The following is a 15,469-nucleotide window of genomic DNA, read 5'->3' on the forward strand; positions in this document are numbered from 1 at the left end:
ACGGCCGTCCCCGCAGCCGGAGAAATCCCGTTTCTGCATAAGATCAGGCGTATGGCGGAGGTCATGGGGCGTGACGGGACGTGGACGTTCGACGGGGAGATCCTGCGGATCGTGCCCGGCCGTGACCGGGGGGTGCACAAACTGCGGCAGTCGCTCGGCGAGGTGACCGTGCCGCTGGAGGCGGTGGCCGGTGTCTCCTACGAGCCCGGCAAGAAGGGCGGGCGGCTCCGGCTGCGCCTGCGCGAGGGCGCCGACCCGTTCATCCAGGCCGCACGCGGTCGCATCCCGGACTCGGCCGATCCCTACCAGCTGGCCGTCGAGCCCGATCGCACCGGCGTCGCCGAGTACTTCGTGGACGAGGTGCGCAACGCCCTGGTCATCGAGCAGGTGCCGGACGCGCCGGTCTCCCGCTACCTGATGCCCGGCCCGAGCGTGCCGCTGACGGCCGCGGCAGGGGACGGGACCGCGACCTTCGACGGCGACTCGGTCCGCCTGGAGTGGAACTGGACGGTGGAGTCGACCAAGAAGTCCGCCGGTCCGCAGCGGATCCCCCTGTCCGAGCTGACCGGTGTGGAGTGGATCCCGGCCGCCGGACTGGAGAACGGGCACATCCGCTTCCACGTCCACGGCTCGACGCACCGGCTCGCCCCCAAGTACGACCCGCACTGCCTGGTGCTGTGGGGCATGGACAAGGAGACCCGGACGATCGCGCTGCTCCTCGCGGCCCTGACCGCCCGGCTGCCGCACCCGTCGGCTCCCGCGCCGCCCGCCGCGGAACGGGCCGCCCTCACCGCGCAGGCCACCGCGACCGGAACCGGGGAAGGCCCGGCGGAGCGGGCCGGGAAGGGGAGCGAGCAGCCGGACGACCACGACACGCTCCTGCGGCGGCTGCGCGAGCTGGGCGGCCTCCACCGGGACGGCGTGCTCACCGACGAGGAGTTCGCCCAGGCCAAGCAGGCGATCCTCCGGCGCTTCTGAGCCCGGCGGCTCCCGGCTCCCACCGGTCCCACCTCCCGCCGCTCCGGTCCCGCCGCTCCAGTCCCGCCGCTCCGGTCCCACCACGCCGGCCCCACCGTTTCAGTCCCACCACGCCGGCCCCGCGGCGTCCTCGGGCCCCGCGGCATCCCCGAGCCCCGCGGCATCCCCGGGCTCAGCGGCACTGGGCGAGCATGGCGGCCTTGTCGGCCTGCGTCACCGGGAGGCCGTACTTCAGGGCGACCTGGGCGAACCGGACGGCGTAGGCGCAGCGGACCCTGCGCCGGGGCGGGAGCCAGGCGGCCGGGCCGGACCCGCCCTTGGCCTCGTTCGCGTCGCCGTACACGGGCATGAGGTTGAGCGGGTCGTTGGCGATCCGTTCCCGCTTGGTCCTGGACCAGCGCGAGGCGCCCATCCGCCACTCGTAGGAGAGCGGGACGACGTGGTCGACCTGGACCTCGTCCGCGCGGCGCTTGCTCCAGCGGATGGTCCTGCCCGTGTAGGGGTCGCGCAGGTCCAGTCCGACCACCACGCACCGCGACCCCCTGCGGTAGCGCACGTTCTCTCCGTCGCGGGCGAGCAGGTCGTCGCGGGTCCGGCAGCCGTTGCGCGCGTACGGCACGCCCGCGGCGGTGTCGGCCCAGTTCTCCCCGAACCGGGCTCGGGAGTAACCGGACTTCGGCCCCATCGGCGCGGTCCTCAACCGCTTGATCAACCGCACCGCCCTGGCCCTGTCTCCGCCGGTGACAGGGGCCAGGCCGGGCCTGACGCCGTCGGGGTTCTGCAGGGGCGCGGCCCGCACCACGGCGCCCGAGGGCGCGGTCGCCGCCCCGGTCTCCTGCCGTGTCACGGCCGCGAACATCACCGCGGCGACCAGGACGGCGGTGACCACCCCCCGCGTGCTCACCCATGACCTCCGAGTACCGTCCCTTGACCGGCACTTCACCGATTCCCTGAATCGGCCCCGGTGACACGGCGGCGGCCCGGAAAGGCCACCGGCGCGGGCTCCGCCGGATCCTCCGGGCCGTCTCCCGGAGAGGGCGCCTCCCGAAGAGGGCGCCTCCCGAAGAGGGCGCCTCCCGAAGAGGGCGCCTCCGACGGGCCGTCAGAGCAGATCGTCAGCACCGGCCGTCAGAGCAGGTCGTCAGCACCGGTCGTCAGAGCCAGTCGCGTCTCCGGAACTCCCGGTAGAGCAGGACCGTGCCCGCGACGATCAGAGCCGTCGAGATCCAGAAGCCCGCCGGCTCTCCCGAACCGGGGTAGGGCACGTTCTGCCCGTAGAACCCGGTGATCAGGGTGGGCACCGCGATGATGGCGGCCCAGCTGGTGACCTTCTTCATGATCTCGTTGAGCTTGAAGCCCTGCTGGTTCTGGTGGGCCTCGCGGATGTTGCCCACCAGCTCCCGCAGGGAGTCGGTCCACTCGGCGGCGCGCAGGATGTGGTCGTAGACGTCCTGGTAGTACGGGATCAGCACCGGGTCGACCGTCTCGGGGCCCCGGCGGAGCAGGGTGCCGACGACCTCCCGCATCGGCATCGCCAGCCGGCGGAACTGCACCAGGGTCTTGCGGAGCTCGAACGTCTGGCGGTGGCGGGTGCGCAGGTCGCCGTCGACCCCGTCGAAGAGCTCGTCCTCCAGTTCCTCGATCTGGTCGTCCAGCGGCTGCAGCACCTCGAAATAGCCGTCCACGATGTGGTCGAGCAGGCCGTGCAGCAGGTAGGCCACGCCGTGCCGGGCCATCGCGGCGTTGGCGTCCCAGCGCCGGAGCACCCCCTCGATGTCGAAGCCGTCGCTGTCGCGCACCGTGACCAGGGCGTTCTCCGTCACGAAGACCGACAGCTCGGTGAGGTCGATCCGGCGCTCCGCCAGCCGTGCCGCGTAGACGGTGATGAACAGGTGGCTGTCGTAGGTGTCGAGCTTCGGGCGCTGGCGGTCGTGGAGCGCGTCCTCGACGGCCAGCTCGTGCAGGCCGAGCTCCTCGCTGATCTTCGCCAGCTCCGCGTCCGTGGGCGCGCAGAGGTCGAACCACACGACGGCGCCGGGCTCGGCGACGCACTCCGACACGTCGTCGATGGGGAAGTTCTCCCGCACCAGGACGCCGTCACGGTACAGGCGGGTGCGATCCATCCCGTAAGGGTAACCAGACGGAACGCCACCGGCCTCGACGATCTCAACGTCCGTCATGTCCGAACAAAACCCGGCCCGGCCGACGAATAATCCGGCACGCCCCGGGAAGCAGAAGCTCCGCAACATCCGCAGCCGAGATGAGGTCACGATGATAGTGCTGGGACTTCTCCTGATCGTGCTCGCGGGTGCGGCCGTGATCGCGGTCTCCTGGGACGAGGCCGCCACATCCACCGCCACCGCGTCGTTCACGGTCTTCGACCGCACCTTCCAGCTCTCGCAGCTGGAGTTCTTCTTCGCCGGCGTCGTCACCGGCGCCGTCTTCCTGCTCGGCATCGCGCTGATGCTCGCCGGCATGCGGCACGCCGCCGCGCGCCGCCGCCGGCTGCGCGAGTCCCGGATGGAGGCGCGTGACCGCGTCACCCGTCTGGAGGAGGAGAAGCGCGAGCTGGAGCGCAAGCTCCACGAGACCCCCGACCCCGCCGCCGCTCCGGCCGCCCCGCCCGTGAGCCGGGACCGCGACCGGGACGGCGTCGACGACCGGGACGAGCCCACGGCCCCCCACCCGAGGGTCGACGTCCCCCGCCAGTCCGGTCGGCCCACCGACCAGCTGGTCGCCGGCCGCCACCAGCGCACCTCGCACCACCGGTAGGCGCCCGCGGACGACTCCGCCGGTACGGCTCCGCGCCCCGTACCGGCGGAGTCGTCCGTACGGCCCCGCCGGGCGATGCCCACCGGTCACCGTCGGCCGACCTCTCGGAACGGCTCCCCGGACGTCCCCGCTTCGGACGGCTCCCCGGGCGTCTCCGCTTCGGACGGCTCCCCGGGCGTCTCTGCTTCGGACGGCTCCCCGGGCGTCTCCGCCGAGGTCTCCCCGGCCGCCTCCGCCGGCGCGGTCCGGGGAGGCGTCGGGCGGTGGTGCAGCAGGGTCATCAGCCCGCCCGCGACCAGGCCCCAGAAGGCCGCGCCCACCCCGAGCAGCGTCATCCCCGACGCGGTGACCGCGAAGGTGACCACGGCGGCCTGGACGCGGCCGGGTTCGGCGACGGCCGCGGTGACCGCAGAGGCGAGCGCGCCCAGCAGCGCGAGCCCGGCGACCGCTTCGACGAGTACCGGCGGGGAGAGCAGGACCAGGGCCGTCGCCAGCCCGGCCCCGATCCCCAGGACGACCATCGAGGCCCCGGCCGTGACGGAGGCGATCCACCGGCGGCCGGGGTCGGGGCCCGCGTCGGGCCCGGCGGCCAGGGCCGCGGTGATCGCGGCCAGGTTCACCGCGTGCCCGCCGAAGAACGCGCCGAGAGTGCTCGCCGCGCCGGTGCCGGCCAGGACGGTGCGCAGCGGAGGGCGGTAGCCGTACCCGGCGAGGACCGCCATGCCCGGCACGTTCTGCGCGGCCATGGTGACCAGGAACAGCGGGAGCGCGATGCCGATCATCGCCGGGGCGTTCCAGGACGGCGCGGTCAGCTCGACCACTGGGCGCGCGTCCACCGCGCCCAGGCCCGGCCCGGTCAGCGCGATGCCCGCGACGGCGGCCAGCAGGGCCCCGGGCACCGCCCAGATCCGGGCGAACCGGCTGAGCAGCGCCCAGACGAGAACCACGGGACCGGCCACCGCGGGCACCTCGACGAGCGCCCGGACCGGTGCGATGCACAGGTTCAGCAGGACCCCCGCCAGCATCGCCCCGGCGATCGGGGCGGGGATGGACGCGATCCAGCGGCCGAGAGGCGGGAAGAGGCCGGCCACAGTGAGGAGCACGCCGCAGACGGCGAACGCGCCGACCGCCGCCGGGAACCCGCCCTCGACCGCGCCGGTGGAGACCAGCAGCGCCGCGCCCGGCGTGGACCAGGCGACGCTGACCGGGATGCGCAGCCGCAGGCCGAGCCAGATCGCGGTGGCACCGGCGGCGACGCAGAGCGCGAGCAGGCCGGAGGCCGCCTGGTCCCGGTCGGCGCCCACCGCCCGGAGCCCGGCCAGGACGACGGCGAAGGAGCTGGCGAAGCCCACCAGGGCGGTCACCACACCGGCCAGCACGGGCTGCAGCAGGCGGTTCATCGTCGTCCCCTCACGTTTCCGGAGTGTTCCGTAAACGGAACGGGCATCATGCTGCACGATAGCCGTATGAGGTCCGACGCACCAAACCCCCAGCCCGGGGCGGACACCCCCACGACCGACATGTCAGACGTCGGGCGGCGGATCCGCGGACTGCGGGAGGAGCGCGGCCTGTCCCTGTCGGAGCTGGCCCGGCGTGCCGGGATCGGCAAGGCGACGCTCTCCGGTCTGGAGAACGGCACCCGCAACCCGACCCTGGAGACCCTGTGGGCGGTCACCGCCCAGCTGGGCGTGCCCCTGGCCGCCGCCGTCGGCACCGGCCCCGTCGTCCACGGCGCGGCCGTGCAGGGCGTGCTGCTGGAGGTCTTCGAGGAGACGGGCGCCGTCTTCGAGCTCTACCGGCTCGTCGTGCCGGCGGGCTCGGCGCAGACCTCGCCCGCCCACCCGGAGGGCGTCACCGAGCACCTCACCGTCTTCGCCGGGACGCTGCGCGCCGGACCTGCCGACGCGCCCCTGCTCGCCGGGCCCGGCGAGCACGTCTCGTGGCGCTCCGACGTCCCGCACGTCTACGCCGCCGGGGACCAGGACGTCCACGCCGGCCTCCTGATCCGCTATCCCCGGCGGCCCTGAGCCCGGAGACCCGGCGCGGACCGCGCCTCCTCCGGATGCACCCGTCGGCGCCGTCCGCGGCGACCCCCTGTCGGCGGCAGAAAGTTAGCAAAAGTAATATTCGGGCCATGACGCCACGGTCCACAGCGCTGCTCTTCTGGGTCACCGGCGTCATCGCCTACGTCATCGCCGTCTTCCACCGCCAGTCCCTCGGCGTCGCCGGTCTGGAGGCCGCCGCCCGGCTGGGGGTCGGCGCGTCCGGGCTCTCCCTGCTCGCCATGCTGCAGCTCCTGTTCTACGCGGGCATGCAGGTGCCCGTCGGCGTCCTGGTCGACCGCCTCGGCTCCAAGCGCATGCTGGTCATCGGAGCCGCGGTGATGACCTGCGGCGAACTCGTCTTCGCCTTCTCGTCCGGCCTGCTCCCGGGGGCCGCCGGACGGGCCCTGATCGGCTGCGGCGACGCGATGACGTTCATCAGCGTGATCCGCCTGGTCAGCCTCCACTTCCCGGCCCGGCGCAACCCGGTGATGGTCCAGCTCACCGGCATCATCGGGCAACTCGGCGCGCTCGCCTCCGCGGTCCCGCTGATCCACTCCCTGAGCGTGTACGGCTGGACCCCCACCTTCCTGGGCGCGGCCGGGCTCGGCGTGGCGGCCGCGGTCCTGCTCCTGGCGGTCCTGCGCGACTCCCGCCCCGACGGGGCGGCGGAGCGGGCCCCCGGGCTGAGGGCCGCCTGGGCCGAGCCCGGCACCCGCCTGGGCATGTGGACCCACGCGGCCACCCAGTGCTCGGCCGCCGCGTTCCTGCTGCTGTGGGGATATCCGTTCCTGGTCCAGGCGCAGGGGCTGGACCCGTCCACCGCGGGCGTGCTGCTGTCCGCGCTGACCCTGTGCGGCATGGCCTGCGGGCCGGTGCTCGGCTACCTCGCCGGACGGTTCCCGTTCCACCGCTCCCGGCTGGTCCTCACCGTGATCGGCGGCACCGCCGGGGCGTGGACCGCGGTGCTGGCCTGGCCGGGACGGGCCCCGCTGTGGCTGCTGGCCGTCCTCGTGGTGGCGCTCTCCGCCAACGGCCCCGGTTCGATGATCGGCTTCGACTACGCCCGGACCTTCAACCCGGCCGACCGGATCGGCGCGGCGAGCGGCATCGTGAACGGCGGCGGCTTCGTCGCCTCCATGTCGGTGATCGCCCTCGTCGGCGTCGCCCTCGACCTGCACGGCGGGACCGGCCCCGACGCCTTCCGCTGGGCGTTCGCCGTGCAGTATCCGTTCTGGCTGCTCGGCGCGGTGCAGGTGCTGCGCTACCGGACGATCACCCGCCGCCTGCTCGCGGCCCAGTCCTCCTAGCCCTGCGACCGGAAGCCCGCGCAGGACCGTGGTGATCACGGTGCCGGCGCCGGCTCGGCACGCGCATGGAGGAGGCAGGGCGGGGTGGCGCCAACCGCATGGCGTGCCGTATCAGCGAGCTGGTCATCGACAGCCGGGATCCCGAGCGCCTCGCCGCGTTCTGGTGCGACGTGCTCGGCTACGTCGTCCTCGATCGGGCCGGGGGCGGCGCCGAGATCGGTCCGGTGCGCGAAGGCTTCGGCTCGTAGGGAGACCCGTACTCCGTACGGAACCTAGGGCCGGTCTTCGCGGGACGCCGTCACCCGCTTGTGCCGGGCGTCCAGGACCGCGATCACGGCGAGAGCGGCGACCGTCGCGCCCGCGGCCGCGACATAGCACCAGGGTTCAGGAAGATAGTTCGCCGCCGTCAGGATATTCGGCTCTTTGTCGGTGAAAAGCCGGAAGATGACGGCCATCGGGCCTTCCCAGATGCCCGCAGCGAGCGTCAGAAGCATCCCCAGGCGGTACCAGGCCTCGTCCATCGCCGATCTCCCCTCGTTCCATTGTGATACGAACGTATCAATTTTCTTTCACACATTCACCGCTTTATCAGCTGTATTAGCTATTTACGTCACACAATTTTGAGATATTATGTCGGCATGCGTGATGAAACAAAGTCGGCCTGCCGGGTCTGCGGGACCTCGCTGCCCGCGGCGGGGCGGGGCAGGCCCCGCGCATACTGCTCACGCGGCTGTCAGGCCAAGGCGTACCGGCGGCGGAGGAGTCCGCCCCCGCCGGCGGCCGGACCGGCCACGACGGATCTCCGGTCACCCCGGCGCCGGCAGATAGCCGAGGCCGTCTGGCGCATCGCCGCCGAGCGTGGACTGCAGGCGGCGAGCATGCGCGAGGTCGCGCTGGAGGCCGGAGTGTCGCTGCGCGTGGTCCAGTACCACTTCACCGGCAAGCACCGGCTCCTGGTCACCGCGCTGTACCTGCTGCACGAGGACAACGAGCGCCGCGCCCGGGAGCGGATCGGGGCTCTGCGCGACCCCGTCACCCCGCGCGCACTGTTGCAGGCGATCATGAGCGAGTTCCTGCCGCTGGACGACCGGCGGCGCACGGCGCTCCGGGTGTTCGCCGCCTACTACGCACGCAGCCTCACCGATCCCGCTCTGGCCGCGGTCTTCCTGTCCGACGCCGACCCCCTGGAGCAGCTGGTCGCCGCGGTCATCCGGCAGGCGCAGGAGCAGGGGGCCGCGCCGGCACGGCTCGATCCCGGGCACGAGGCCGATCTCCTGGTGTCCGGCGTCTCCGGCCTGGGAATGGACGTCCTGCACGGCCGGCGCACCATCGCGCAGGTCCGGCGCGTGATCGACTATCACCTCGACCGGATCCTCGCCCCGACCGGCGGCTGACCCCGACCCGGTCTCCCCGCCCTCGGCGGGCGCGGCCCGCAGCACCGACCTCCGGGTTCAGGGCGACCGGGTGAAGGGCTCCGCGCGGCTTCGTCGCCTCCATGTCGGTGATCGCCCTCGTCGGCGTCGCCCTCGACCTGCACGGCGGGACCGGCCCCGACGCCTTCCACTGGGCGTTCGCCGTGCAGTATCCGTTCTGGCTGCTCGGCGCGGTGCAGGTGCTGCGCTACCGGGCGATCACCCGCCGCCTGCTCGCGGCCCAGTCCTCCTAGGGCCCGCGCCGATGACCGGCTCGGCGGAGCCACCGGATGCGGCGTGCAGGTCGACGACGTGCTCACCCGCCGAAGAGCCCTCCCGCCTCCGCCCGGCGGCCGGCCGTAGAGACCGGGGCCGGGCCCGTCATCATGCGGTTCTCATCCAACCCGGCTTGACCGCCATCATCTGAGCGGTCTTGGCGGGATCCCGTTCGACGAGGTCTCCGAGCACCTCGTCCACCCGCTTCAGGGTGGCCTCATCGATCGTTCTGCCGGACGCCGCGGCGTTCTCGGTGACCTGCTCGGGCCTGGTGGCGCCGGCGACCACCGAGGAGACCCCCGGTCGCCGGAGCACCCAGGCGATCGCGAGCTGCGCGGCCGACAGACCGCATTCCCGCGCGACGGGGAGGAGGTCCTGCACGCGTTCGAGAAGCGGTCGGCCCAGCACTCTTCCGATGAACGCGGGAGCCCGGCCGCCGGCCTTTCCCCTCGACCCGTCCGGCGGTTCCTGGCCCGGCCGGTACTTACCGGTCAGCACTCCCTGCGCGAGCGGCTGGAAGGCCAGTTGCCCGATGCCCTCACGCAGGCACAGCGGGGCGATCTCCGGTTCGATGACCCGCCACAGCATGTTGTACTGAGGCTGGTTCGAGACGATGCGGCTACGCAGCCCGAGCTCACGGATGACGGTCAGCGCCGACGCGATCTGCGGGGCCGTCCACTCGGAGACGCCGAGGTAGAGCACCTTGCCCTGGCGCACCAGGTCGTCGAAGGCGATCAGGGTCTCCTCCAGAGGCGTCGTCCCGTCGAAGCGGTGCGCCTGGTAGAGGTCGAGGTAGTCGGTGCGCAGACGGCGCAGGGACGCCTCGCAGGATTCCATGATGTGCTTGCGGCTCAGACCGCGGTCGTTCGGGCCGCTGCCGGTGGGCAGGCAGACCTTCGAGGCGATGACCAGGGACGACCGCCTCACGCCCGCCAGCGCGGCGCCCAGCAGCTCCTCGGCCGCTCCCTGCGCGTAGACGTCGGCGGTGTCGAAGGTGGTGACACCCGCGTCGAGGGCCGCCCGGATGCAGGCCGCCGCCTGCTCCCGGTCCACCAGCTCACCGTGGGTGAGCCAGTTGCCGTAAGTGACCTCACTGATCATCAGGCCGCTGTGCCCGAGCTTGCGATATTCCATCGGTGGCAGGATGGGGCGTCCTTCTGGGAGCCCGTTTCCCCGATCCCCCTTCCGTGTCGGTGATCATCGTATGGGATTCCGTGCGGCGCGGAGCGGATCGGACGGCTCGCTCCTCAGGGGTGATCGGGCCGCATGAGCACAGCAGACCCGCCGGCACGCCCTCCCGCCGCCGAATCCCCTCACTCCGGCCCCTGCTCGCAGGCAGGGTCATCCCGCGGCGTTCCCGACACGATCGGTTCTCCGCGCCTCCGCGACAGATCGCCGCCGTGGGGCAGAGCCCGTGCCGCCGGGTCGAGCCCGTGCCGTCAGACCGAGCCCGTGCCGTCAGGACAGAGAGGTGAAGGGCTCCGCGAAGTGGGCGGTGGCGATCAGCCCGCCCTCCGCCCTGACCCGGTCCAGCACCTCGGCGCGGGTCCGCGCGGCGAGCTCCGGATCGTCGTCGTAGAGGTAGGGCACCCCCGGGTCGGCGAGCTGGACGGGGTGCAGCACCAGGTCCCCGGTGAGGGCCAGGCCGCCCACCCGGACGATCTGGTGGCCGGGGGTGTGGCCCGGCGTGTGGAGCACCCGGAGGCCGCGGGACAGGTCCGCGTCCCCGTCGACCACCCGGACCCGCTCGCCCAGCGGCCGGACCACGCCGTCGAGGACCGCCCCGGAGGCCGCGGCGATCTCGGCGCGCTGGAGCACGTACTCCGCGTTCGGGAAGACCGGCGCCCCGTCCGCCACCGCCCCGCCGGCATGGTCGCTGTGCAGGTGCGTGATGACCACGGTGTCCACCTCCTCCGGTGCGGTCCCCACCCGGGCGAGCTCGGCCGCCAGCGTCCCCGGGACCGGGGCCCAGCTCGCCGCCAGGCCGTCCTGCGGGCCGATCCCGGTGTCCACCAGGACGGTACGGCCCGCCGCGTCGCGCAGCAGGTAGCAGTGGAAGTGCAGGATCCACTCCCCGTCGTGGTGGCAGCCGCCGGGGAACATCTCCGGCAGCGGGCGCCGGATCGTCTCCCCCATCGGGCCGACGGCGTCGCACAGCGGGAACACCTCGACGCCCGCGACGGTCATGGGCTGGTGCGGCATCCGGTCTCCTTTCCAGGAACGGGCTGCCGGTGGTACGGCGGCAGCGGGTGTGACGCACTGCCGACCAGGCCGCGTGCGAACGATCCGCCCCTTTTACCGCATCGACGCGCGGTTCCACCACCGCGATCACCCGCCATGGCCGCGACGAGATCCTGCTCGACTCCGAAGAGCTCCGGCTCATCGGGCGGTTGCGCCGCACCCTCGGCGGTCTGGAGCGGCAGCAGGCCCTCGAACTCCTCCTCGACCGCCTCCGCGAGACCCCCTCCAACGCCGCCTTCCTCCGGCAGATCTCCCAGTCCGCCTGACCCGGCTCAGCCTCCCGGCGTGCCGAATCGTCGGATCCTCTTGATCGGGAGAACCAGATGAAGGGGATCCGTCGGGCTGACCTCGAACTCCGCCAGTTGCAGGTAGAAGGCGCGCGCCGACTCGCTCTCGCAGTGAACCATCAGGGCCCGTACTCCCACCTGGTCCGCCACGCCCACGACTCTGCGCATCACATCGGCCACCAATGCCCGGCCGAGACCCATGCCCTGGACACGATGATCAACTCCCAGCCGGGCCAAGAGCACCACCGGCTGGTCGTACAACCCGGCGCCCTTCATCAATCTCGCGGGAGCATCGGCCGGCTTGACGCACCCTGCCGCCAACGCGTAGTAGCCCACCACCTCGTCATCGGTGTCCACATCCCGGATCACGTAGACCCGTGACATCCCTCCGGACTGGGACTGCAACGCGTGGCGCCGCAACCAGTCGTTCTGCATCGGTGAACCGCAGTCGAACTCCTCCAGCCGATGCCCGCGGTTGAGGAGCTCGACGGCCGAGAGCTTCACTCGATCCCGTCGAGAATGGTCGGCGTGGTGAGGAGCTCGCGGAGCTTGGGCATGTCCTCGGGAACTCTGTCCAGGATGGCGTCGAAGGCCTCCCACTGCTCCTGGTCCAGCCGGAAGACCGTGCGGTCCGCCAGCGCGTGCTGCGCCGCGATCGTCGCCGCGTCGACGATGAACGCCGACATCGAGACGCCCGTCGCCCCGCTCGCGGTCTCGAACAGCCGCTTCTTCTCGGCGTCCACCCGCAGATTGATGCGCTCATCCTTGGCCATGAGCGCAGTGTATGTACGTTGTGCATCCATGAAAAGCAAGCTACACCGCCGTTCACCGAACGTTTCCATCGGATAACCAACGGTTATCAAGGCCGGTCGTGATCGGCTCCCGCACTCCGCCCGGCCCCTCGCGCTTCCTCTGCTCGCCGTACGGCTCGCCGCCCGGAGCCGAGCGCGAGCACCATCGGCACGACCGCGGCCAACTGCCAGAGATCCCCTCCGGCCTCGGAGCGGAACGACCCCTGCGGCCCCCACGGCCCCGTGCGCCCTTCGACCGCGTCCACCAAGAAGAGCAGGGGGCGGAGGGCGTACACCATGACCAGCACGACGGCGAGGAGCCCGGCGAGCATCCGGCCCGCCTTCGGACCGCCCAGCCGGGCGGCGAGCACGCACGCCCCGAGGCCGAGCAGCACGTACGGCGCGGCGCCGAGGGCGAAGGCGGGGCCGTCGTGGATGTACCGGCTCAGCCGGCCGGCGGTCAGGTAGCCGTCACCGGGGTACGTCAGGACCATTCCGTAGACGGCCGAATCACCGTACTCCAGGGCAGGGGACAGCCGTTCCCGGATCTCCGCGTACCCCGGATGGACGGCCGGAACCACCGCCCACAGCACGGCGGCGGTCCACAGCATCCATGATCGTCGCGTCACGCCGGACGACTTTAACCGGGCGCGGCGGCGGTTCCGTCACGGCCGTCCCCCGGGGCCGTGAGCGGTGCCCCGGGGCACGGCGGCCCCGGGATCACGAACGGCGCCCGCCTACTGCGGCCAGCCGGCGACGGTGGAGGCCTTGATGACGTCGGTGTGGCACTTGAAGATCGCGTTGGTCCGGTGGCTGACCAGGCAGACCCGCACGTCCACCCGGTCGACCTCGCCGTCCGACGACAGCGTGAAGGCCGCGCCCTTCGAGGAGCAGGTGTAGCGGACCTGCGACCAGCCGGTGCCGCCGCCGGCGTAGTGGAACCGGGCGCGGACGTAGCCGCAGTGGCCGCTGTGCCGGTCGCGGTCGCGGAGGGTGCCGGAGACGGTGAACCGCTCGGAGTCGAAGTCGCTCAGCCAGACGTCGGCCTTGGCGTACCCGCCGTGGCCGGCCGCGGACTGCACGGGACCCCAGTGGTGGACGGGGGCCGCGGCGGCGCTCGCCGTTCCGGCCGGCCCCCCGGCGAGCACGAGCGCGAACAGACCGGCACCGATGACAGTTCTCTTCCTCATGGGACACATGTGTACCGGTCGCCGCTTGAAACCCCCTTGCACACCACTTGTCACCTATCGACCGGATAGACCATGACGAGGAACCGCTCGACGGCGCCCATGTCCCACTGCTCCGCGGCATCCTCGCTGCCGCGCACGTGGACACGGACCCGGTAGCGGCCCTTTCCTCCGACCGTGAGGTCGCCGAGCCGCTTGCCGCCGTAGAAGTCCACGAACTCCAGCCGCCCCCGGGTGCTCCGGTAGGGGATCTCCCTCACCTGGTCCCAGCCGCGCCGCTCCAGCGGGGGCCTGCGGTCGTACACCTCGACCGCGACGCACACCGTCGAGAGCTCCTCGGCCACCGTGATCTGCAGGAGGCCGGGCTCGGCCCCGACGAGGCCCTCCACCCGGAGCGGGCCGGCCTCGATCAGCTCCAGCTCGTCCTCCTCGTGGGCGACGAGCGCGTGGTAGTCGGTCTCGACGGTCCCCCGCGCCCGCCGTACCGGGCGGATGCGGGGGCGGTGCGGAGGGTACGCCACGCACCTGCGCTCGAGCTCCTCCCGCTCCCGCTCCTCGGCCAGACGCTCCCGCTCCTCCCCGGCCTCGCGGAACCCGACCGCCTGCGGGCAGATCGCTTCGAGCGCCTGGGCCAGGCTCACGCTGTACGGCAGCCCCACCGCCTCGTACGCCGGGGCGGAGTGATAGACGTCCTGACCGGTCTTCACCACCTCGGCGCACAGGTGGCGGCCGTAGACGAGCACCTGCTCGTCCGTCATCCCGTCGAAGCCGGCGATTCCGCCCTGGTCCCACTCGGTGCCGCGCGCCGTGCAAAAGCGGCGGCCCACTGGAACCACGCCGCCCTCCTGACGGGGACCGCCACGGGGCCTCCGGCCACGACCGCTCCTTCCGGAAACCCGTCCCCGCGCCTTCCCGGCACGGATCGAGATCGACTCACTGGTACGGCGGGCCATCGTAGGGGCACGAGGCGACATTCCACCTTTTCGGGGAAACGAGCCGGATGCGTCTCCGGGAGAACGAGCCGGATGCGTCATGACGAGGCCGCTCCGGACCGGAGGGTCACCCGCGCGAGGAGGGAGCACGCGCCCCCGGGAGGAGCCGCCCCGGGGCGCGGGAACCCGGACCGGGCCCGCCCCGGCGGGCACCGGGACCGGCCGTGCCGTCAGGGGCGGGATGATGGGGGCATGCTGGCCGACATCGTCGAACATCTCGCCTGCCCGGTCTGCGGGGACCGGCTGGCCCTCGGGGAGCGGGCGCTGCGCTGCCCGGCCGGGCACGCGTTCGACGTCGCCCGGCAGGGTTACGTCAGCCTGCTGACCGGCTCGCAGGCCCCCGGGACGGCCGACAGCCCGGCCATGGTGGCGGCCAGGGACGCCTTCCTCGGGGCGGGGCACTTCGCCCCGCTCGCCGACGCGGTCGCCGACGCCTGCCGTACGGCGGCGACGGCCGGGAGCACGGGACCGGCGGGCACGGGCACGACGGCGGGCACGGGCACGACGGCGGGCACGGGCACGACGGCGGGCACGGGCACGACGGCGGGGACGACCGGCGCGGCGACGGCGAGGGCGGTGGTCGCGGACGCGGGGGCGGGGACGGGGTACTACCTGGCCCGGGTGCTCGACCGGCTGCCCGGCGCCGCCGGGATCGCGCTGGACGTCTCCAAGCACGCCGTCCGGCGGGCCGCGCGCGCCCATCCCCGGCTGGGCGCGGTGGTGGCCGACGTGTGGCGCCCGCTACCGGTCGCGAGCGGCGCGGTGGACGTGCTCCTCAACGTCTTCGCCCCGCGCAACGGCGCGGAGTTCGCACGGATCCTGCGCCCCGGCGGCGTGCTCGTCGTCGTGACCCCCACCGCCCGGCACCTGGAGCCGCTGGTGCAGCGGCTGGGCCTGCTCTCGGTGGACCCGTCGAAGGAGCGCCGGACGGCCGAGAGCCTCGGCGGCCGGTTCACCGCGACCGGCCGGAGCACCTGCGAGTTCTCCATGCGCCTGCGGCACGCCGACGTCGAGGCGGTGGCGGGCATGGGCCCGAGCGCCTGGCACGTCGACGCCGAGGCCGTGCGGAGGGAGATCGCGGATCTCCCGGAGACGAGTACGGTGACCGCCTCTTTCCACGTGTCTACCTTTGAGCCATATCCATGATCAAGAGCGGCACTTGACAGCCACCTTCGTATCAC

At 72.7% G+C, this 15,469-nt stretch carries 18 protein-coding genes and 1 pseudogene; 8 read left to right on the forward strand and 11 right to left on the reverse strand.

Annotation, left to right across the window (positions count from 1 at the left end; translation table 11 throughout):
* Window positions 1-51: 51 nt before the first annotated feature.
* Complete coding sequence (locus HS045_RS07445) at window positions 52-978, forward strand: DUF4429 domain-containing protein (RefSeq protein ID WP_196450382.1); 927 nt, start codon at window positions 52-54, stop codon at window positions 976-978.
* 172 nt (window positions 979-1,150) lie between these two features.
* Here the strand turns inward: HS045_RS07445 and HS045_RS07450 are convergent, their stop codons facing one another.
* A complete protein-coding gene (locus HS045_RS07450) occupies window positions 1,151-1,882 on the reverse strand; it encodes an HNH endonuclease family protein (protein WP_196450383.1) in 732 nt (243 codons plus the stop codon).
* 250 nt (window positions 1,883-2,132) lie between these two features.
* Entirely contained in the window at window positions 2,133-3,101 is a 969-nt protein-coding gene (locus HS045_RS07455; RefSeq protein WP_196450384.1) for a magnesium transporter CorA family protein, read from the reverse strand.
* A gap of 148 nt (window positions 3,102-3,249) precedes the next feature.
* Between HS045_RS07455 and HS045_RS07460 the strand changes: the two genes are divergently transcribed.
* Window positions 3,250-3,750: a hypothetical protein gene (locus tag HS045_RS07460; protein WP_196450385.1), complete on the forward strand. Its 501-nt coding sequence runs from the start codon at window positions 3,250-3,252 to the stop codon at window positions 3,748-3,750.
* A gap of 86 nt (window positions 3,751-3,836) precedes the next feature.
* Here HS045_RS07460 and HS045_RS07465 read toward each other — a convergent pair whose 3' ends face one another.
* Complete coding sequence (locus HS045_RS07465; RefSeq protein WP_196450386.1) at window positions 3,837-5,150, reverse strand: benzoate/H(+) symporter BenE family transporter; 1,314 nt, start codon at window positions 5,148-5,150, stop codon at window positions 3,837-3,839.
* Window positions 5,151-5,216: 66 nt separating this feature from the next.
* On the opposite strand from HS045_RS07465, the gene HS045_RS07470 reads away from it, so the two are divergent.
* From HS045_RS07470 to HS045_RS07480, 3 genes and pseudogenes are all read left to right on the forward strand, one after another.
* The gene (locus HS045_RS07470) at window positions 5,217-5,777 is read left to right on the forward strand and encodes an XRE family transcriptional regulator (RefSeq protein ID WP_230883469.1); all 561 of its coding nucleotides are present in this window, start codon (window positions 5,217-5,219) and stop codon (window positions 5,775-5,777) included.
* Window positions 5,778-5,884: 107 nt separating this feature from the next.
* Complete coding sequence (locus HS045_RS07475) at window positions 5,885-7,102, forward strand: nitrate/nitrite transporter (RefSeq protein WP_196450388.1); 1,218 nt, start codon at window positions 5,885-5,887, stop codon at window positions 7,100-7,102.
* A 98-nt stretch (window positions 7,103-7,200) separates the two neighbouring features.
* Window positions 7,201-7,344: pseudogene (locus tag HS045_RS07480) on the forward strand (VOC family protein); the annotation flags it as partial.
* Window positions 7,345-7,374: 30 nt separating this feature from the next.
* Here the strand turns inward: HS045_RS07480 and HS045_RS07485 are convergent.
* Window positions 7,375-7,623, reverse strand: a complete 249-nt coding sequence (locus HS045_RS07485) for a hypothetical protein (RefSeq protein ID WP_196450390.1) — start codon at window positions 7,621-7,623, stop codon at window positions 7,375-7,377.
* Window positions 7,624-7,740: 117 nt separating this feature from the next.
* Between HS045_RS07485 and HS045_RS07490 the strand changes: the two genes are divergently transcribed.
* Window positions 7,741-8,496, forward strand: a complete 756-nt coding sequence (locus HS045_RS07490; protein WP_196450391.1) for a TetR/AcrR family transcriptional regulator — start codon at window positions 7,741-7,743, stop codon at window positions 8,494-8,496.
* 101 nt (window positions 8,497-8,597) lie between these two features.
* Window positions 8,598-8,768, forward strand: a complete 171-nt coding sequence (locus tag HS045_RS07495; protein WP_196450392.1) for a hypothetical protein — start codon at window positions 8,598-8,600, stop codon at window positions 8,766-8,768.
* 130 nt (window positions 8,769-8,898) lie between these two features.
* Here the strand turns inward: HS045_RS07495 and HS045_RS07500 are convergent, their stop codons facing one another.
* The 7 genes from HS045_RS07500 to HS045_RS07535 all read right to left on the reverse strand — a co-directional run bounded on the left by HS045_RS07500 (window position 8,899) and on the right by HS045_RS07535 (window position 14,132).
* The gene (locus tag HS045_RS07500) at window positions 8,899-9,924 is read right to left on the reverse strand and encodes an aldo/keto reductase family protein (RefSeq protein WP_196450393.1); all 1,026 of its coding nucleotides are present in this window, start codon (window positions 9,922-9,924) and stop codon (window positions 8,899-8,901) included.
* Window positions 9,925-10,248: 324 nt separating this feature from the next.
* Window positions 10,249-10,992, reverse strand: a complete 744-nt coding sequence (locus HS045_RS07505; RefSeq protein WP_196450394.1) for an MBL fold metallo-hydrolase — start codon at window positions 10,990-10,992, stop codon at window positions 10,249-10,251.
* Between the two features lie 311 nt (window positions 10,993-11,303).
* Complete coding sequence (locus tag HS045_RS07515; protein ID WP_307827409.1) at window positions 11,304-11,822, reverse strand: GNAT family N-acetyltransferase; 519 nt, start codon at window positions 11,820-11,822, stop codon at window positions 11,304-11,306.
* A complete protein-coding gene (locus HS045_RS07520) occupies window positions 11,819-12,091 on the reverse strand; it encodes a DUF1778 domain-containing protein (protein ID WP_196450395.1) in 273 nt (90 codons plus the stop codon). The genes HS045_RS07515 and HS045_RS07520 overlap by 4 nt, the downstream gene beginning before the upstream one ends.
* 86 nt (window positions 12,092-12,177) lie before the next feature.
* Window positions 12,178-12,738, reverse strand: a complete 561-nt coding sequence (locus HS045_RS07525; protein ID WP_196450396.1) for a hypothetical protein — start codon at window positions 12,736-12,738, stop codon at window positions 12,178-12,180.
* A 108-nt stretch (window positions 12,739-12,846) separates the two neighbouring features.
* Complete coding sequence (locus tag HS045_RS07530) at window positions 12,847-13,299, reverse strand: hypothetical protein (RefSeq protein ID WP_196450397.1); 453 nt, start codon at window positions 13,297-13,299, stop codon at window positions 12,847-12,849.
* 50 nt (window positions 13,300-13,349) lie between these two features.
* Window positions 13,350-14,132: a hypothetical protein gene (locus HS045_RS07535; protein WP_196450398.1), complete on the reverse strand. Its 783-nt coding sequence runs from the start codon at window positions 14,130-14,132 to the stop codon at window positions 13,350-13,352.
* Between the two features lie 348 nt (window positions 14,133-14,480).
* Between HS045_RS07535 and HS045_RS07540 the strand changes: the two genes are divergently transcribed.
* Window positions 14,481-15,434: a putative RNA methyltransferase gene (locus HS045_RS07540; RefSeq protein WP_196450399.1), complete on the forward strand. Its 954-nt coding sequence runs from the start codon at window positions 14,481-14,483 to the stop codon at window positions 15,432-15,434.
* Window positions 15,435-15,469 lie beyond the last annotated feature (35 nt).

The organism is Planomonospora sp. ID82291, from assembly GCF_015711645.1.
In the GTDB taxonomy this organism is placed as follows: domain Bacteria; phylum Actinomycetota; class Actinomycetes; order Streptosporangiales; family Streptosporangiaceae; genus Planomonospora.

Bases quoted from the DNA above. Each gene is read 5' to 3' on its own strand.
- HS045_RS07470 (WP_230883469.1), top strand. From the start codon at position 5,217: ATGAGGTCCGACGCACCAAACCCCCAGCCCGGGGCGGACACCCCCACG.
- HS045_RS07465 (WP_196450386.1), bottom strand. From the start codon at position 5,150: ATGAACCGCCTGCTGCAGCCCGTGCTGGCCGGTGTGGTGACCGCCCTG.
- HS045_RS07505 (WP_196450394.1), bottom strand. From the start codon at position 10,992: ATGCCGCACCAGCCCATGACCGTCGCGGGCGTCGAGGTGTTCCCGCTG.
- HS045_RS07490 (WP_196450391.1), top strand. From the start codon at position 7,741: ATGCGTGATGAAACAAAGTCGGCCTGCCGGGTCTGCGGGACCTCGCTG.
- HS045_RS07445 (WP_196450382.1), top strand. From the start codon at position 52: ATGGCGGAGGTCATGGGGCGTGACGGGACGTGGACGTTCGACGGGGAG.
- HS045_RS07520 (WP_196450395.1), bottom strand. From the start codon at position 12,091: ATGGCCAAGGATGAGCGCATCAATCTGCGGGTGGACGCCGAGAAGAAG.
- HS045_RS07485 (WP_196450390.1), bottom strand. From the start codon at position 7,623: ATGGACGAGGCCTGGTACCGCCTGGGGATGCTTCTGACGCTCGCTGCG.
- HS045_RS07455 (WP_196450384.1), bottom strand. From the start codon at position 3,101: ATGGATCGCACCCGCCTGTACCGTGACGGCGTCCTGGTGCGGGAGAAC.
- HS045_RS07460 (WP_196450385.1), top strand. From the start codon at position 3,250: ATGATAGTGCTGGGACTTCTCCTGATCGTGCTCGCGGGTGCGGCCGTG.
- HS045_RS07530 (WP_196450397.1), bottom strand. From the start codon at position 13,299: ATGAGGAAGAGAACTGTCATCGGTGCCGGTCTGTTCGCGCTCGTGCTC.
- HS045_RS07475 (WP_196450388.1), top strand. From the start codon at position 5,885: ATGACGCCACGGTCCACAGCGCTGCTCTTCTGGGTCACCGGCGTCATC.
- HS045_RS07540 (WP_196450399.1), top strand. From the start codon at position 14,481: ATGCTGGCCGACATCGTCGAACATCTCGCCTGCCCGGTCTGCGGGGAC.
- HS045_RS07495 (WP_196450392.1), top strand. From the start codon at position 8,598: ATGTCGGTGATCGCCCTCGTCGGCGTCGCCCTCGACCTGCACGGCGGG.
- HS045_RS07500 (WP_196450393.1), bottom strand. From the start codon at position 9,924: ATGGAATATCGCAAGCTCGGGCACAGCGGCCTGATGATCAGTGAGGTC.